This window comes from Pseudomonas sp. FW300-N2F2 (assembly GCF_017351655.1).
Lineage (GTDB): Bacteria > Pseudomonadota > Gammaproteobacteria > Pseudomonadales > Pseudomonadaceae > Aquipseudomonas > Aquipseudomonas fluorescens_AA.
In genome coordinates this window covers 1,129,441-1,144,650 of the sequence record NZ_JACNDQ010000002.1, presented here as the reverse complement: position 1 = coordinate 1,144,650, position 15,210 = coordinate 1,129,441, and the positions used below count along the sequence as shown (strand labels likewise).

Annotated in this window: 17 protein-coding genes and 1 pseudogene; 8 read left to right on the top strand and 10 right to left on the bottom strand. The window is 61.0% G+C overall.

What is annotated here, in order from left to right; all coding sequences use genetic code 11:
- The first annotated feature begins 84 nt into the window (after window positions 1-84).
- Genes cynS through J4E63_RS19810 form a run of 3 tightly spaced genes read left to right on the top strand, consistent with a single transcriptional unit; the run spans window position 85 to window position 1,325 of the window.
- Entirely contained in the window at window positions 85-552 is a 468-nt protein-coding gene (gene cynS / locus J4E63_RS19820) for a cyanase (protein WP_092197838.1), read from the top strand.
- Window positions 549-623 (top strand): DUF2790 domain-containing protein, encoded by a 75-nt coding sequence (locus J4E63_RS31350; protein ID WP_207283237.1) that lies wholly within the window; start codon window positions 549-551, stop codon window positions 621-623. The genes cynS and J4E63_RS31350 overlap by 4 nt, the downstream gene beginning before the upstream one ends.
- A 42-nt stretch (window positions 624-665) precedes the next feature.
- A complete protein-coding gene (locus J4E63_RS19810) occupies window positions 666-1,325 on the top strand; it encodes a carbonic anhydrase (protein ID WP_207283076.1) in 660 nt (219 codons plus the stop codon).
- Between the two features lie 15 nt (window positions 1,326-1,340).
- Here the strand turns inward: J4E63_RS19810 and cynR are convergent, their stop codons facing one another.
- Together cynR and J4E63_RS19800 are read right to left on the bottom strand one after the other, a co-directional pair.
- Window positions 1,341-2,291 (bottom strand): transcriptional regulator CynR, encoded by a 951-nt coding sequence (gene cynR, locus J4E63_RS19805; protein ID WP_207283075.1) that lies wholly within the window; start codon window positions 2,289-2,291, stop codon window positions 1,341-1,343.
- Between the two features lie 88 nt (window positions 2,292-2,379).
- Window positions 2,380-2,604 carry a hypothetical protein gene (locus J4E63_RS19800; RefSeq protein ID WP_207283074.1) on the bottom strand — a complete coding sequence of 75 codons (225 nt, stop codon included), beginning with the start codon at window positions 2,602-2,604 and terminating at the stop codon, window positions 2,380-2,382.
- On the opposite strand from J4E63_RS19800, the gene J4E63_RS19795 reads away from it, so the two are divergent.
- Entirely contained in the window at window positions 2,603-2,791 is a 189-nt protein-coding gene (locus tag J4E63_RS19795; protein ID WP_207283073.1) for a hypothetical protein, read from the top strand. The genes J4E63_RS19800 and J4E63_RS19795 overlap by 2 nt on opposite strands.
- 221 nt (window positions 2,792-3,012) lie before the next feature.
- Here the strand turns inward: J4E63_RS19795 and J4E63_RS19790 are convergent, their stop codons facing one another.
- Window positions 3,013-3,360: a carboxymuconolactone decarboxylase family protein gene (locus J4E63_RS19790; RefSeq protein WP_207283072.1), complete on the bottom strand. Its 348-nt coding sequence runs from the start codon at window positions 3,358-3,360 to the stop codon at window positions 3,013-3,015.
- 110 nt (window positions 3,361-3,470) lie between these two features.
- Here J4E63_RS19790 and J4E63_RS19785 point away from each other — a divergent pair, with 110 nt between their 5' ends.
- Window positions 3,471-4,394, top strand: a complete 924-nt coding sequence (locus tag J4E63_RS19785) for an AraC family transcriptional regulator (protein WP_207283071.1) — start codon at window positions 3,471-3,473, stop codon at window positions 4,392-4,394.
- Window positions 4,395-4,397: 3 nt separating this feature from the next.
- Here J4E63_RS19785 and J4E63_RS19780 read toward each other — a convergent pair whose 3' ends face one another.
- From J4E63_RS19780 to J4E63_RS19760, 5 genes are all read right to left on the bottom strand, one after another.
- The gene (locus J4E63_RS19780) at window positions 4,398-5,309 is read right to left on the bottom strand and encodes a LysR family transcriptional regulator (protein ID WP_207283070.1); all 912 of its coding nucleotides are present in this window, start codon (window positions 5,307-5,309) and stop codon (window positions 4,398-4,400) included.
- Window positions 5,309-6,229, bottom strand: a complete 921-nt coding sequence (locus tag J4E63_RS19775) for a LysR family transcriptional regulator (RefSeq protein ID WP_092165137.1) — start codon at window positions 6,227-6,229, stop codon at window positions 5,309-5,311. Before J4E63_RS19775 ends, J4E63_RS19780 begins: the two co-directional genes overlap by 1 nt.
- A 98-nt stretch (window positions 6,230-6,327) precedes the next feature.
- Complete coding sequence (locus J4E63_RS19770) at window positions 6,328-6,957, bottom strand: glutathione S-transferase family protein (RefSeq protein ID WP_207283069.1); 630 nt, start codon at window positions 6,955-6,957, stop codon at window positions 6,328-6,330.
- 130 nt (window positions 6,958-7,087) lie between these two features.
- Entirely contained in the window at window positions 7,088-9,142 is a 2,055-nt protein-coding gene (locus J4E63_RS19765) for a pyridoxamine 5'-phosphate oxidase family protein (protein ID WP_207283068.1), read from the bottom strand.
- 174 nt (window positions 9,143-9,316) lie between these two features.
- Complete coding sequence (locus J4E63_RS19760; RefSeq protein ID WP_207283236.1) at window positions 9,317-10,924, bottom strand: hybrid sensor histidine kinase/response regulator; 1,608 nt, start codon at window positions 10,922-10,924, stop codon at window positions 9,317-9,319.
- 100 nt (window positions 10,925-11,024) lie between these two features.
- Here J4E63_RS19760 and J4E63_RS19755 point away from each other — a divergent pair, with 100 nt between their 5' ends.
- Together J4E63_RS19755 and J4E63_RS19750 are read left to right on the top strand one after the other, a co-directional pair.
- Window positions 11,025-11,663, top strand: a complete 639-nt coding sequence (locus J4E63_RS19755) for a response regulator transcription factor (RefSeq protein ID WP_207283067.1) — start codon at window positions 11,025-11,027, stop codon at window positions 11,661-11,663.
- 316 nt (window positions 11,664-11,979) lie between these two features.
- Complete coding sequence (locus J4E63_RS19750) at window positions 11,980-12,486, top strand: hypothetical protein (RefSeq protein ID WP_207283066.1); 507 nt, start codon at window positions 11,980-11,982, stop codon at window positions 12,484-12,486.
- Window positions 12,487-12,540: 54 nt separating this feature from the next.
- Here J4E63_RS19750 and J4E63_RS19745 read toward each other — a convergent pair whose 3' ends face one another.
- A complete protein-coding gene (locus tag J4E63_RS19745) occupies window positions 12,541-12,930 on the bottom strand; it encodes a hypothetical protein (protein WP_207283065.1) in 390 nt (129 codons plus the stop codon).
- Window positions 12,931-13,061: 131 nt separating this feature from the next.
- On the opposite strand from J4E63_RS19745, the gene J4E63_RS19740 reads away from it, so the two are divergent.
- Window positions 13,062-14,699 (top strand): hybrid sensor histidine kinase/response regulator, encoded by a 1,638-nt coding sequence (locus J4E63_RS19740; protein ID WP_207283064.1) that lies wholly within the window; start codon window positions 13,062-13,064, stop codon window positions 14,697-14,699.
- On the opposite strand, the pseudogene J4E63_RS31345 reads toward J4E63_RS19740, so the two are convergent.
- A pseudogene (locus J4E63_RS31345) lies at window positions 14,680-15,153 on the bottom strand (methyl-accepting chemotaxis protein); the annotation flags it as partial. The gene J4E63_RS19740 and the pseudogene J4E63_RS31345 overlap by 20 nt on opposite strands.
- Between the last annotated feature and the right edge of the window lie 57 nt (window positions 15,154-15,210).

The following is a 15,210-nucleotide window of genomic DNA, read 5'->3' as shown; positions in this document are numbered from 1 at the left end:
GGTCTTGGACGCTATAGCTAAAGCGGCAGATGATGGCTTCAACCAAGCGACATCAACCCGATCCAAACCGATAGGAGCTACGCCATGCAACAGTCCCACGCCTACAACGACATCAGCCTGGCCCTGACCACCGAAGTGCTGGATGCCAAGGCACGCAAGCACCTGTCCTGGCAAGACTTGGCCGATGGCACCGGCCTGAGCCTTGCCTACGTCACCGCCGCCCTGCTCGGCCAGCATCCATTGCCGGAACACGCGGCGAAGGTGATTGGCGAGAAGCTCGACCTGACCGCTGACTCGGTCGCCCGCCTGCAGATCATTCCCCTGCGCGGCAGCCTCGCTGGCGTGCCGACCGATCCGACGATCTATCGCTTCTACGAAATGATCCAGATCTACGGCACCACCCTCAAGGCCCTGGTTCATGAGCAGTTCGGCGACGGCATCATCAGCGCGATCAACTTCAAGCTCGACATCAAGAAAGTCGAAGACCCTGAAGGCGGCTCGCGTGCGGTGATCACACTGGACGGCAAGTTCCTGCCCCTGCGTCCGTTCTGACCTATCGCGACTCCCAAGGTGAAACCCACACTCTTGAATACAGCCTGGTCGGCAACGGCTGCACGAACTGATACCCGGCTGGGCAACCACCCTATTCATTGGAGGCAAGCAGCATGAAAGCGCTGATCGAAGGTTTCCTGAAGTTCCAGCAGGAGGTCTTTCCACAACGCACGGACCTGTTCAAACACCTGGCCACCACGCAACACCCGGGCACGTTGTTCATCACTTGTTCCGACAGCCGCGTTGTACCGGAGCTGCTGACCCAGCAGGAACCCGGCGAACTGTTCGTGATCCGTAATGCCGGCAACATCGTGCCGTCCTATAGCCCACACCCAGGCGGTGTTTCCGCGACGGTGGAATATGCCGTCGCGGTGCTGGGCGTGAGGGATATCGTGATCTGTGGTCATTCCGATTGCGGTGCCATGACCGCCGTCGCCAAATGCGCCTGCATGAATCACCTGCCGGCGGTCAGCGGTTGGCTGCAACACGCCGAGTCGGCACGGGTCATCAATGAGTCACGGCCTCACGTCGATGACGCGGCGAAAGTCAGTTCGATGGTGCGTGAAAACGTCATCGCCCAATTGGCGAACATCCAGACGCACCCGAGTGTGCGGCTGGCCCAGGAGAAGGGCTTGCTCAACCTGCACGGCTGGGTCTATGACATCGAGACCGGCTCCATCGACGCCCTGGACGTCGACAATCGCAGCTTCAGGTCCTTGGCGGACAACCCCCAGGCGTGTGCCGTACCGGCCCGGATGGCGACTGCCGCGTGAGGGTCGCTGCTTGGTCTAGGGCAGTTGCCCACCTCGATCACGGTGGCGAGGGAGCTTGCTCCCGCTGGGCTGCGCAGCGGCCCCAAAGCCATCCACCCCGTGCAACAGTGTCTCCACGAAAGCCACGGACGCCGCGCTGTGATAGTTGTTCTTGCGCCGCAACAGCGAAGCTCCACGCCGGGGCGCCGCGTCCTGCAGCGCCAGCTTGCGCAGTGCGCGCTCCTGGGTGGCGATGGGCTCCGGAAGAATGGTGGCGACGGCCGAATGCCCGATCACTTCCAGCAACGTGCTGACCGAATTGACCTCAATGCTCACCTTGGGCGTGATCCGAGCCTGGACGAAGTAGTCGTCGATGCACGTACGGGTGGCAAAGTCCGGGCTCAACAAGGCGAACTCCAGTTGCCCGACCTGCTCAGCCGTCAGCGCGTCCTGGCAGTCATACAACGGGTGATCGCGCCCCACCATCAACCCCAGGGTTTCGGTGAACGCCGGGATCGATTCGATATCGGCGCTCCTGACCTGATCGAATGCGATGGCGATGTCTAACGTGTCATTCGCCAAGCCCTCCTCGATATCGACCATCGACAACTCGAAGATTTGCAGATGGATATTCGGGTATCGCGCGCGGTAGTCACGCACCAGCGGCCCGACCAGGTAAGCCATGAATGTCGGAGTCATGGCCAGCCTCAAGCTGCCGCGGGACAGGTCCTTGACGTCGTGCAGCGCGCGCTTGCCGGCGGCCAGCTCCACCAGCACCCGCCGGGCGCATTCGATATAGGCCGCCCCGGCATCCGTGGGCCTGACCGTGCGAGACGTGCGGTCGAACAGACTCACGCCAAGGGTTTCTTCCAGTTGCCGGATCTGTTGCGACAGGGTCGGCTGCGACACGTGCAACACCTCGGCGGCACGCGTGAAACCGCCGTGGTCAGCGACCGCCAACAGATAGCGCAAGTGACGTAGCAACATCGGAACCACCACCTGGAGCTTGGGTAATTGCGATGCATTGTATAGGGGACATGTCGCATCCACATCCGCCACGGGCTCAGCGTTGCGTTTAGCGGGTCGACGTCAGCCTCAGCACCCGCATCACAAAAGCGCTCGCCTTCGCCAGCATGGCGCCGCTCATACTCGGCTGGCACACGGCGTTCGAAACCGGTGTTGCGGACTCGCTGGCCAGGGCGCCCATCAACTGGGGCAACAGGAATCCGCTTTCGTATTCTGGGTGAATCGCAACAGAGGTGTCCGACCAAGGGTTGCCAGTGCAGGTAACGTCGATCATGGGAAATCTCCTGGAGGATGGAGAGCACTGCGACGGCCCGAAACGGTCGATCGCTTCAGGGATCAGTTTCACTGGCGAACAGTTTTTAGAGAATGCCCAGGAATCTGATGACTTGATTGCGCCATCTGAAACAATCGCCCCGGGCAGCCAAAAAAGCCCCGGTGTCGTTGCAATGCTGTTCACTTAAGGCTGTCGACAAACCCGTGGCGAGGGGGCTTGCTCCCGCTGGGCCGCGAAGCGGCCCCAAAACCTGTCAAATGCGGAGCATCAGATACACCGCACCCACCGGTTTACGACTGCTTCGCAGCCGAGCGGGAGCAAGCTCCCTCGCCACAGGTCCATCATCTTTCTTAAATGAACAGCATTGCGGTGTCGTTGAGGCAACCGGGGCTTGGGACCGGCTATGAGTCACGCCGGTTTTTTCAGCGTGTCATACGCTTCAAGCGAGCGCAGCGAGTAGATGTAGGCAGCCCCCGCATTCAACGAAATCGAAGTGGCCAGGGCCGCTGCGACCTCTTCACGGCTCGCCCCCGCCTTGATCGCCGCATCCGTGTGGGCGGCGATACAGCCGTCGCAACGGGTGGTCACGGCGATGGCGATCGAGATCAGCTCGCGGGTCTTGGCATCGAGCACGTTGTTTTCGCTGGCGGCTTCCCCGAGCGCCATATAGGCCTTGACCATTTTCGGGTTGCTGCGGCCCAGCGCGCCAAACGCTTTCTGAATGGTGGGCAACAATTCGGACCAGTTATTGAACATGGCATTAACTCCTGAGTGGGTTGGGTGTACTGTTTTGACGCCCTCAGTTTTTCACCCTGGCACCACTCGGTTTTGCTCAATCCGCTCAGTTTTTTTGGCGAAACGCTCAAATGAATGCGATCGATAAACTCATCAGCCTGGCCAACGTTCGCGGCAGCCTGGACCTGCGCTGTCAGTTCCAGGGCGACTGGGCCCTGGATCACGGCCAGCATGCCCTGGGCACGGCGCCCTATCACATCGTGCTGGCCGGCGAATGCCGCGTCGAGTTTGCCGATGGGCAGCGCTTGCCCATGCGCGCCGGTGACATCCTGCTGCTGCCGCGCGGCGCCCCGCACCTCATGCACAGCCCTGGGAAAATGGTGACGCCGACCTCACCCCGGATCGTGACCGGAGGCGCCCTGCCGATTCACCGCATTGGCGGTGCCAGCGCGGAGCTGGACATGCTTTGCGGTGGTTTTCACTTCAACCGGGCTTCGTTGCTGTTCAGCGCCCTGCCCGACTACCTGGTGATTCCCAGCGGCGCCTTACCGGCCAACGGACCTTTGCCGGCATTGGTGGAAATCCTTCGCGGGGAAGCGGATGGGAACCAGCCCGGCGCTCGCTTCTTGCTCGACGCCTTGTCCCAGGCCCTGTTCACCCTGATTCTGCGTGCGCACCTGGCGAGTCATGGCCAGGACAGCGGCACGCTGGCCCTGCTCGGCGACAAGCGCCTGGGCCGGGCCTGGCAGGCGATGCTGGCGGACCCTGCGCACGAGTGGACCATTCAAGGCCTGGCAGACCTCGCGAGCATGTCCCGGGCCAATTTCATGCGCGCATTCGTCAAGCTGGCCGGCGTCTCGCCGTGGGTACTGTTGACGCAAGTGCGAATGGAGTTGGCCTTCAGTCTGCTCAGCCACTCACACCTGGGGCTGAGCGATATTGCCGTACAGGTCGGCTACCAATCCCAGGCTGCGTTCAGCAAGAAATTCAAGGAAATCTACGGCGAGGCGCCAGGGCGGGTGCGTCGTGGGATCCAGGCCCCGAACCCACGCTGACCATCAAGAGATATCCGCTCGCAGGGCCGGGTGCTCGCGCAGGTGTTCGACGATGTAGTCCACGAAACTGCGCACCCGCATCGGCGCCTTGCGTCTTTCACGATAGACCACCTGCACGGGCATGGAGGGTGGTTCATAGGCTTGCAAGACCCTGCGCAAGCGTCCGCTGCTCAGATAGTCGTACAACGGATAGCTCAAGCAACGCGTCAACCCGGCCCCATGAGCTGCTGCGTCGATGGCCGCCTGTAGCGTGGCGCAACTGAGCCGCGTGCGGGCCTTGAAGCCGTTGGTCTCGCCCTGCTGTTGAAAAGACCACTGGACCCAGTCCTGGTTGGCCTGCGTGGCGATCAGTCGGTGATCGTGCAGATCCTGCGGCACAACCGGCTCACCATACATCGCCAGATAATCAGGACTGGCGCAGACGAGCGAGCGAACGCTGCCGACAGGTCGTGCGATCAATGAGCAACTGGGTAGATGCCCTACCAGCACCGCGACATCCAGCCCTTCCTCATGCATGTTCGGGAAACGATCATGGTAGTGGGCCAATAGCCTGATCTCGGGGAAGTGATCCATGTAGCCGGCCAATACCGGGGCCATGACATAACGGCTGAACAAGGTGGGCAACAGAATCGTCAGATTGCCCTGGGCCTGGACATGCCAACCCTTGGCCGATGCTTCAGCCTCGTCAACGGCCTTGAGAATGCGTGAACAATCGGCCATGAAGCCGACCCCGGCTTCCGTCAGCACCACCCCGCGCGTGCTTCGTGACAGCAGCTGCACACCCAGTCGCGCTTCCAGTCGAGCGACCGCACGCATCACGGTCGGTCCGGAGACGTTGAGGCGCTGGGCGGCCGAGGCGAGGCTGGGGCACTGCGACAGCGCGTGGAATATCAGCATTTCATGGTGGCGCGCCATCAGCCGGTGCCTTTTACGACAGGCTTGAGCGTGACGTCGTCTCCCAGCCGATCGGCGAGGAAGTCCACGAACGTACGCACCTTGGCCGGCACTCGATTGCTCTTCTGATACACCACGTGAATCGGCAACGCCGGTGGTTCGAAAGCCTTGAGCACCACTTCCAGTTCACCCTCGGCGACCTGCCGGGCCACTTGATAGGACAATACCCGGGTAACGCCCCAGCCCTGGCGGGCGATATTGATCGCGGCCTGATTCGCGGTCACCACCAGGCGTGGGTCAACCCGCAGGCTCAGCGAGTTTGCTTCGTCCATGAACTGCCAGTGGCTCAGCAAATGACTGGCCGAAGACATCACGATATTGGCCTTGCTCAACTCGCCAGGATGGGTTGGCCGTCCATGGCGCTGGAAATAGGCCGGGGCGCCGCAAATCACTTGGCGTACCTCACCGACCTTGATGGCGTGCTGATTGTTTTCCTGCAAATGGCCGATGCGGATTGCCACATCGATGCCCTCGTCCGCGATATTCACCACACGGTCGACCAACAAGGCATTGAGGTGCACCGAGGGAAACCGATCCAGGTAATCCGTCAGCAAGGGCGCGATGTACAACTCGCCAAACAGCACCGGTGCGGTAACCGTCAGATACCCGCACGGGATCGAGTAGCTGCCGGCGGCGGCCTCCTCGGCTTCTTCGAGCTCACTCAGGATCCGCCGGCAATCTTCCAGGTAGCGTTGCCCCGCTTCGGTCAGGTGCACATTGCGGGTGGTACGAGACAATAGTTGGGTGCCGATCCGTTCTTCCATCGCCGCAATGGCTCGCGTCACACTCGGTGGCGAAATGCGCAAGCGCCGGGCGGCAGCGGCGAACCCTTCCTCCTCGGCAACCACCATGAAAATCTGCATTTCCTGAAAGCGATCCATGGGCGATCCAGTCTTGCTTGAGGGAGATTGAACATACGTGGCGGTTTCGGCCTCAAGGCTTGCCGGAAGATCTCCCCGGCAAGCTCCTGCGGTTTGACTCAGGCTTGCTGCAAGCCCTTGGCGGTGCGCTGCATGCCGACGAAATTCGGCAAGGCTTCGATGCTGCCCAACCAGGCACGGACGTTCGGGTAGTCGGTCAGCGCGACGTTGCCTTCCGGTGCATGGGACACGTAGGTGTACGCGGCCACGTCAGCGATGGTCGGTTGCTCACCGGCCAGGAACCGGCTTTGCCCCAGCTCCGTCTCCATTACTTTCAACAGGGCGTGGGAACGCTTGATGGCGTCTTCGGCGTCATAGCCGGCGCCGAACACGGTGATCAATCGGGCGTTGGCCGGCCCCTGGTTGATCTGGCCCGCGGCCACCGAAAGCCAGCGCTGCACCCGGGCCTGGGCGAGCGGATCGCTGGGCAGCCATTGGCCCTTGCCGTATTTGGCCGCGAGGTAGACCAGGATCGCGTTCGAGTCGGCCAGCACAACACCGTTGTCATCGATCACCGGCACCTGGCCGAAGCTGTTGATGGCGAGGAACTCCGGGGTCTTGTGCTCGCCTTTCATCAAGTCCACGAATACCAGCTCGGTCGGCAGGCCCAGCAGCGAGAGCATCAGCTCGACACGATGGGCGTGACCCGACAACGGGTGGCGATAAAGTTTGATCGCGTTCTCAGGCATGACGTACTCCATGTTGTTTGGGCTCGAAGCGGTGATCGCGTCGATGGCGCTATCCTCTGCTCCTGCTCCGGACAGTGGAATAACCAGCTTTTACAATCCAGCATTTCACCCAGTGAAACGATCGCAAGCCCTAGACCTCAAGCACCAGCGGCTCGCTCCCTTGAGCCGGCACCGCGCAGCAGATCAGCACTTCGCCTTCGCCAACCGGTTCGGCCGGCTGGCTCAGGTAATGCACCTGGCCGCGGCTCAAGCGGGTTTTGCAGGTGCCGCAGGAACCGCCGCGGCAGCTGAATTCCGGGTTCAGGCCGCGCGCTTCGGCCAGTTCCAGCAGCGTTCCGCCGCCGGGTTCCCAACGGGCCTCCTTGCCGGAACTGGCGAACAAGACCTTCACCGCTTCAGTCGCGGCCGGCACTTGCTGGGGCGCCGGCATGCTGACTTCGATGTCCCGCACAAGGGTGGAGGGACCGAAGGTTTCCGCATGGATGCGATCGTCAGGGATGCGCAATTTGCGCAGCCCGTCGTACAGCGCCTGGGTAAAGCTGCCCGGCCCGCACAGATAGAAGTCGTAGTCGTTGAGTGGCAGCAGTTTCTTCAGTAGTTCCACATCGATCCGACCCGCCAGGTCATAGCCTTCACCCACCTTTGCTTCGGTGGGCGGTTGGCTGACCATACGCACAACCTGGAGCTTGTCGCCGGCACGGGCGGCCAGTTCGTCGATCTCTTCACGGAACGCCAGGTCGGCCACCGAGCGGGCGCTTTGCAGCAGCCAGACCGGACGCATGCGGCTGATGCGTTGCCCCTGGTAAACCACCTCGCGCAACATCGACAACAGCGGCGTGATGCCCACCCCCGCTGCCAGCAATACCAACGGACGCCGCTCGGTGGCCTGGACGGTGAAATGGCCCTGGGGCGCCCGCGCTTCGATCTCGTGCAGCGCCCGCACCTGCTCATGCAGGTGGGACGACACCGATCCATCGCGCTTGACGCTGATGCGCAGGAAATCATCCGACGGCGCACTGGAAACGCTATAGGTTCGGATCGACGGCGCTTTCTGCCCCTCCAGCTGGATCCGCACCGGCAAATGTTGCCCGGCTTCAAACCGAGGCAAACCCAAGCCATCGCTCGCCTGCAGGTAGAACGAACGAATGTTGTGGCTCTCATCCACGACTCGCGCAACCCGCAACGCACGCCAGCGGCTACGCAGCGCCTCAGCCTGCAAACGTTCGGCGGCTTGCTCCCAACTGCCGGTCATCAATGAATTGGGCGAGTCGCCTTCATCCTGATCCTTCCAGCGCAGCGCGATGGCAGCCGGACGATAGACGATGCGTTGCGGTGTGAAGCGCAGCAGCCGCTCGGCGCCTTGGAAGGCATTGATCTCGGGATCGTCCAGCAGGACTTGCGCCGAACCACTCATTTGCAGCAGATCGCCGGTCTGGAAATCGACGAACACCAGCCCGGCCCGCGGGTTGAGCAGGATGTTGCCCAGGGTGTTGAAGAACAGATTGCCGGAAAAATCCGGAATGGTCAGCGACCCGTCTTCATCCATGCGCACGAACCCCGGCTTGCCGCCACGGTGAGAAGCATCGACCTGCCGCTCGCCATCGCGCACCACGTAGGTGGCGATGTAAAACGAATCGGCCGCCGTCACCAGGCGCCGGACCAGCGGGTCTGACACGCTCAACTGCCGCGGCGCGACCGCCTGTGGGTCGACAAATTGATACTGGCGCAGGTTGATGTAGCGAGGGCAGTTGCCATAGGCCTGGCTCACTGCAATCTCCAGCCCTGGGGCAAGCTGACGGCGCACCACGCCATTCATGCGATTACGCCGACGGGTGTGCAATTCGATCCCCAGCATGCCGATGGCATCCCCCTCGCCCATGCCCTCCTGGGCAGGGTCGTTCGGCTCGGGCTCGAGGTTGATGTGCAGGGTCTGCGGATCGGGCGAGTTCATGAAACCCGGTTGTCCCGCGCGCAGGGTCGCCCACACGTCGCCTTGCCGGTCCACCGCCCCCAGCACCACGAAAGGCAACTGGGCGTAGAACTCCCGGTGCTGGTCCGGCATCCACGTACGCGCCAGTTGCCGTTGGCCGACACTGGCCATCATGTCGACAGCCCCGACGGAGCGCTGCAAGGTCAGCTCTCCTTCGTGCCAGGGCGAGGTTTTTGCTTGCAAGGCTTTGTCCATCAGCTACTCCTCGCGCTCGCAGCATGAACGCCTGCGCCAGTGCGCTACGGTTGGGGATTCTCCGCCATCGTTTGCACGGGTGTGCAAGTGGCTGGCGTTATCTTCTGCCCAAAGCGGTTGCGCAGGAATACGCACGAACTGCAATCCACCGTTTCATAAAATGGAATGGTGGGCTCATGGCCTGACACTGGCGAAATGCTTGGTCAATTCGAGCAAGGTCACCCGCAACTCCGGAGGCCGCACGGGCTTGGCCAGGATCGAAATGTTCATGTGGTGCAGGGCGTGGCGAATTCTTTCGATTTCATGGCCGGTCATGATCATGGCGGGGACTTCCCAGCCCCGCTGTTCGCGAATCGCGGCGATGCATTCGGCCCCCGAGACTTTCGTACCCAGGTCGAAGTCGGCAATGATGATGTCGCAGTCGCTGGTCACACCCACTCCGTCGCTGTGGGTTTCCACTTCGCATCCCCACTTCTCCAACAGCGCCGACGTCGCCATCAGCACGTTGGCGTCATCCTCCACCAGGCACACCCGCAAGCCCTGCAAACGGCTTTGCGTGGGCACCGGTCTGTCCACCACAGCCCTTGGCGCGACCCTTTCCAGCCCTTGGATCGTGGCGCGCGTGCCCTGGCCGAGCCGGGAGTCCAGCTGGATGTCCAGATTGATCAGGTGGCTGATTCGCTTGACGATGGACAACCCCAGGCCCAGCCCCTCGACATCCTTGTCACGGACGTGGCGTACCCGATAAAACTCCTTGAACACCTCAGGCAGATGTTCGGCGGCAATGCCCCGGCCCTTGTCGTAGATGACGATGGCCAGGCCATTGCCTTTCGGACGCACACCGATCAACACCGGTTGGCCGGGGGCATATTTGAGCGTATTGGAAACCAGGTTCTGCACCATGGTCGCCAACAAACCGGCATTGACGCTGACCCAGTGCCGGCAAGGCCGCAGGCGCAACTCGACACCGGCCCAGCGGGCGGCTTCGGTGTTCTGCTTGACCACATCCTGGAGCAACGCGCCCAGGTGCACGGGTTCGGCCTGGGGTTCAAGCTGCCCGTTGTCGAGGGTGTAGATGTCCAGGATCGAACGAAACAGCTGCGACACGATGTGTAGCGAACGGTCGATGTTGTCCACCAGTCGCAGCTCTTCCTGGCCCAACCGGGCATCGCGCAGGCAGGCGGTGAATAAGCCGATCGAGTGGATCGGCTGACGCAAGTCATGGCTGGCCTGGGCCAGGAAGCGGGACTTTTCCTGGTTCGCGGCAATCGCCTCTTCCGAAGCGATGCGGGTACGGGTCAGCAGGATATGCGCGTAGGCAGGCACCACGATGGTGGTGACGATCAACGTCAGGAACAGATAGGGCTGGCCACGCCAGAACGGCGTGAGCAGGAAAATCACCCCCAGGGTCGACAGCGCGAGAACGGTTGCCAGCGCCAGGTAGCGCGAACCGAAGCGCATGCCATTACCCAACGTGACCCAGAGCAATGCCGCGTACACCGGCAGCGTGCCCTCCCCACCCACGATCAAGGCAAAGGCGAGGCTTGCGTAATCCAGTGTCATGGCAAAAAGACGACGCAGGAAAAAGTGCCCGGGCCAGCGCTTGACCGCCATGCGCAGCGGGACCGCGGTGCCGAAGAAAAAGGCCATGTACCACAGGATCGGTACATAGGTTTCGAAGTCGCTGGCCAGAAAGGCCACCACAATGATGTAAAGCGCAGTACACGCCCCGACCGTCAATCTCAATGTCGCCTGATCAAGCTCGCTATTCTTTTCCGTCATAGTCACAGGAGTATTCCAACATGAAAGTTTGTTTCAAACTGAAACCCGAGGGGCAGTTTGGGTTACGATGCGCGAACTTGAAGTCAGAAGGATCTGAAGGATGACGTGCAGAGTCATTGTGGCAGATGACCATCCTTTGTTTCGTGAAGGTATGTTGAGAACCATCGAACGGCTTCTGCCGACAGCCACCATAGAACAAGCTGGCAATCTGGATGAAGTATTGGCGCTGGCGCGTTCCGGGGTGGAAGTGGACTCCCTGATACTCGACTTGCGCTTTCCCGGGATCAAATCGCTGCAAGTCATAGGCCAGTTGCGCAGTGAGTTCAAACGGACCTCCATTATTGTGGTTTCAATGATGGATGACATCGAGGTTATTTCCCAGGTGATGGCGCTGGGCGCCGACGGTTTCATCGGCAAGAATATCGACCCTTCCGATATTGCCGAGGCCATCATGGCAATACGCGAAGGCGAAGTGGTGGTGAAGTATCAAGCCGAAAACTCGGTACTGGACGATGCGCTTTCCCAGCTGACCGTACGCCAACGGCAAGTGCTTGGGTTGATCGCGGCCGGCAAGACCAACAAGGAAATAGCCCGGGACCTGGGCATTTCCCCCTTCACGGTGCGCATCCATGTCTCGAGCCTGCTCAAATCCCTGGGTGTCCCCACGCGCGCGGCGGCCGCGGCGCAATTTTCCAACTTCCCAGGCAATGGAGGATGGTCGGAAAAACAAGACAATTAAATGTATAACGGCCGCAAATATTCATTGAGCGTTACCCTCCCAACTCGCGGCCCAAGCCATAGCACACTTGTACTATAGCTTCGCCCGGTACTCTCCCCCTAAGCTGTGGGCGTTCCATACAAAGGCTGTTCGAACAGCCAATCATAAAGAAAGCCAACGCGCCATTCGCCGTGCAGTATCACTGTGCCTATCGAAACATTATGGCGTGCGAAGCCTATGGATTAAATAAGTCCACAGGCGGCGCACTGCTGGGTCAACTTCACCGTCTGCGCGGTTGAAATGGAATGGTCCTGACATTAACTCAAGGTAAGTCATCATGTCCTTCGAATATGGAAAAACACTTAGAAATGGATTGGCGCTGTGCGTGCTGGCGGGCGTACTCAACGGTTGTGCAAACACCGGTGACTTGGGCAACTTGGGCAACTTGATGGGCACCTTGAATCAGGGCGCCCAGAAATACGACGTTTCTTACCTCAAGCAAACGATCATTCCGGGCAAGACGACAAAGGGCCAGATCACCCAAATGTTCGGCGCGCCGACGAATGAAGAGCTCAATTCGACCAGCACCAGCAACGAGTCGAACTGGACCTATGAAAAGAGTGATGAGGGCCTGGATAAATACATGAAGCTGGCCCATAAGTATGTGTCGCCCGAGACGCGCCTGAAGATGGCCGACACCTCGGCACAACTGTCCAAGGCACAGACCGTGGCCAACGACGTCAGCAGCGTGACCGGCGGGAAAACGGGCCAAAGCCAGACTCAAGGTTCGGTATTGACCATTTATTTCGTCGATGACGTCGTGAAGTACTACAGGGTCTACTGACGCAATGACTCGTCCATTGGGGGCAGCATCAAGCCTGCCCCCAACCTTCACCGGTCACTCCTTCCACGTACCTCCGCTCAAGGCGCAACTCTTGCGGGTGCTGTCCAACAGCTCAGCGGTACGCTTGTAGTAATAAAAGTCCACGCCCTGCCCGTTCACATTCACACAGGTGCCCTGGGGATTCTCCGGGCAGGTTTGCGAGTAGGTGATCCTGCCCGCTTCGCCACCAAGCGCGACCGGCATGTTGGCGAAGGATTCACAGCTGGAGCGGAACTTGGCCGCCGGTTGCTTATCGCTCGCCTGCACGCAATCCTTGGCCTCGATGTGTTGCCCCATGACGGTCATCTCACCTTCCATCGTGCACGCCTGGCTACCTGCATGGGCCACTGAAGCGCACAGCATCGTGGCGCTGATCACACTGAAAAAACGAACGACTCCGTTCATGTACTCTCCCGACGTCCTGAGTGGTCATACCTCCTGAAGTATCCTGACTCGGGCAACAATTCTGAATAGCACAGATGGGCTAGCCGCTACGCTTGCCCAAGGCACCAGAGACACATGAGGTTCGACAGCCAGTGGAAAAGAACAGTGAACTCGACCAGGCCACGTTGCGCCTGATCGTCAGCGCCTGTGCGCTGTTGTACATCGTCGTATTGGCCAGCCTCCATCCCGGCGATGCCACAGGCTACGTGCCCATCATCATTTACATCACAACGTTTATCGTCGCCTCGGTATTCCTGCGCATGATCATCAAGCGTTGGCCAGGACACTTCTTCTGGCGACGCCTTTTCTCGATGCTGCATGACTACACGGGTATCGCTTTCGCCATGGTGCTGGGCGGTGAAAGCGCACTGCCGATCTACGCCGCGCTGCTCTGGGTCACCCTGGGCAATGGCATGCGCTTCGGCTCGCGCTACCTGGCGCTGGCAACCGTTATCGCGCTATCGACCCTGGTGCTGATTTTCTGGCTCAATCCGTTCTGGCATGGCCAGCCCTACATGTTCCTGATGTTGATCGTCACCACCATCGTGGTGCCGGCCTATGCGCACATTTTGCTCAAGCGCACCCGCATTGCTTCGGAAGAGGCGATTGCCGCGAATCAGGAGAAATCCCGTTTCCTGGCCCAGGCCAGCCATGACCTGCGCCAACCGATCCACTCCATCGGCCTGTTCACCGCCTGCCTGCGTGACGCCAGGCTGGGCCTGGAGGAATTGCGGCTGGTGGACAACATCGACCGTTCGCTGCACACCGTGTCGCAGCTGTTCCGTTCGATCCTCGATATCTACACCCTGGACCATGGCCAGCTGATGCCGAAGGCCGATACCGTCCACTTGGGCGCGCTACTACAGGACGTCGTCAAGCAGAACACCGAGGCGGCTCGCTGGGCTGGGGTCGAACTGCGCCTGCGCGCCTGCCCTTACTGGGTCAGCGTCAATCCAGGCATGCTGACCACGATGGTCCAGAACCTGCTGTCCAACGCCCTCAAATACGCGCCCGGCCAACCGGTACTGATCGGCGTGCGACGCCAGGGCAAGCGCCTGGCCGTGGTGATCTACGACAAGGGCCGGGGCATTGCGGCCGAACATTTGCCCGAAGTGTTCAAGGAGTTCTACCGCGTGCGCCATGTGCGCGACAAGGATGTCGAGGGCCTTGGCCTGGGCCTGTCTATCGTCAAGCGCATCAGCCAGATTCTCGGTGTCGATGTACACATCCGCTCCACGGTCGGACAAGGCACCAAAGTAGCGATCAGCGGCCTGGAACTGGCGGCGCCAAGGGCCATGGAGCCCAAGGTGTCGCCCGTCCAGAATCGCTTGGACGGATTACGGGTGTGCTTGGTAGAAGACGACGCCAACGTCCTGATGGCGACGTCGGCGCTCCTGGAAAAATGGGGTTGCGAGGTTGAGGCCCACAGCGACGGCGAGGGGCTGACCAGCGATTGCGCCATCGTCATCGCCGATTTCGACCTGGGCACGAAAGTCTCGGGCGCCGAATGCATCGCCGCGATACGCGCACAGCGCGGCTGGGAAGTCCCGGCATTGGTCATCACCGGACACGAGATCGAGCGCATACGCCAGTCATTGCAAAGCCTGAACATCTCGGTGCTGGCCAAGCCCGTGCGACCGCCGGAGCTGCGAACAGTATTGCTTGAACTGCTCAAGTCCATGAATCGCCAGGGCGAGGGCTCAGCTCACCTCAACCCACCCAGCCGATAGCCGTCTTGGGAATCACCTCGGACTCATCGAGCTTGGAGGCAAACATGCTCACCGCATCGAGGGCGTCGGTGGTCCCGTTCCGGATCTGCACGATGACCGATCCGGCCTGGTCTGCCAGGGTGACACCGCGCAAGGCGCCCTCGTGGGTCACGTTCATGCTCGCGACGGCATCGCGGGTTTCGGAGAGGATCATGCCGATCATTTCGGCAATCTCCGAGGTGGAACGACTGGTGCGCCCGGCCAGTTGCCGGACCTCGTCGGCCACCACCGCGAACCCCCGCCCCTGATCGCCGGCCCGCGCAGCCTCGATGGCCGCGTTGAGGGCCAGCAGGTTGGTCTGGTCGGCAATGCCGCGAATGGTGTTGACGATGGCCGTGATCTCTTCCGAACGCGCGCCCAGTTGCCCAACGAGGCGCGCGGAGGCGCCGATGTTGTCGGCGATCTCGCGCATCTCCTTGGCGGTCTGGTGGATCACCTGGGCGCCCTGCTCGGCCACGCGTTCGGTCTCGGC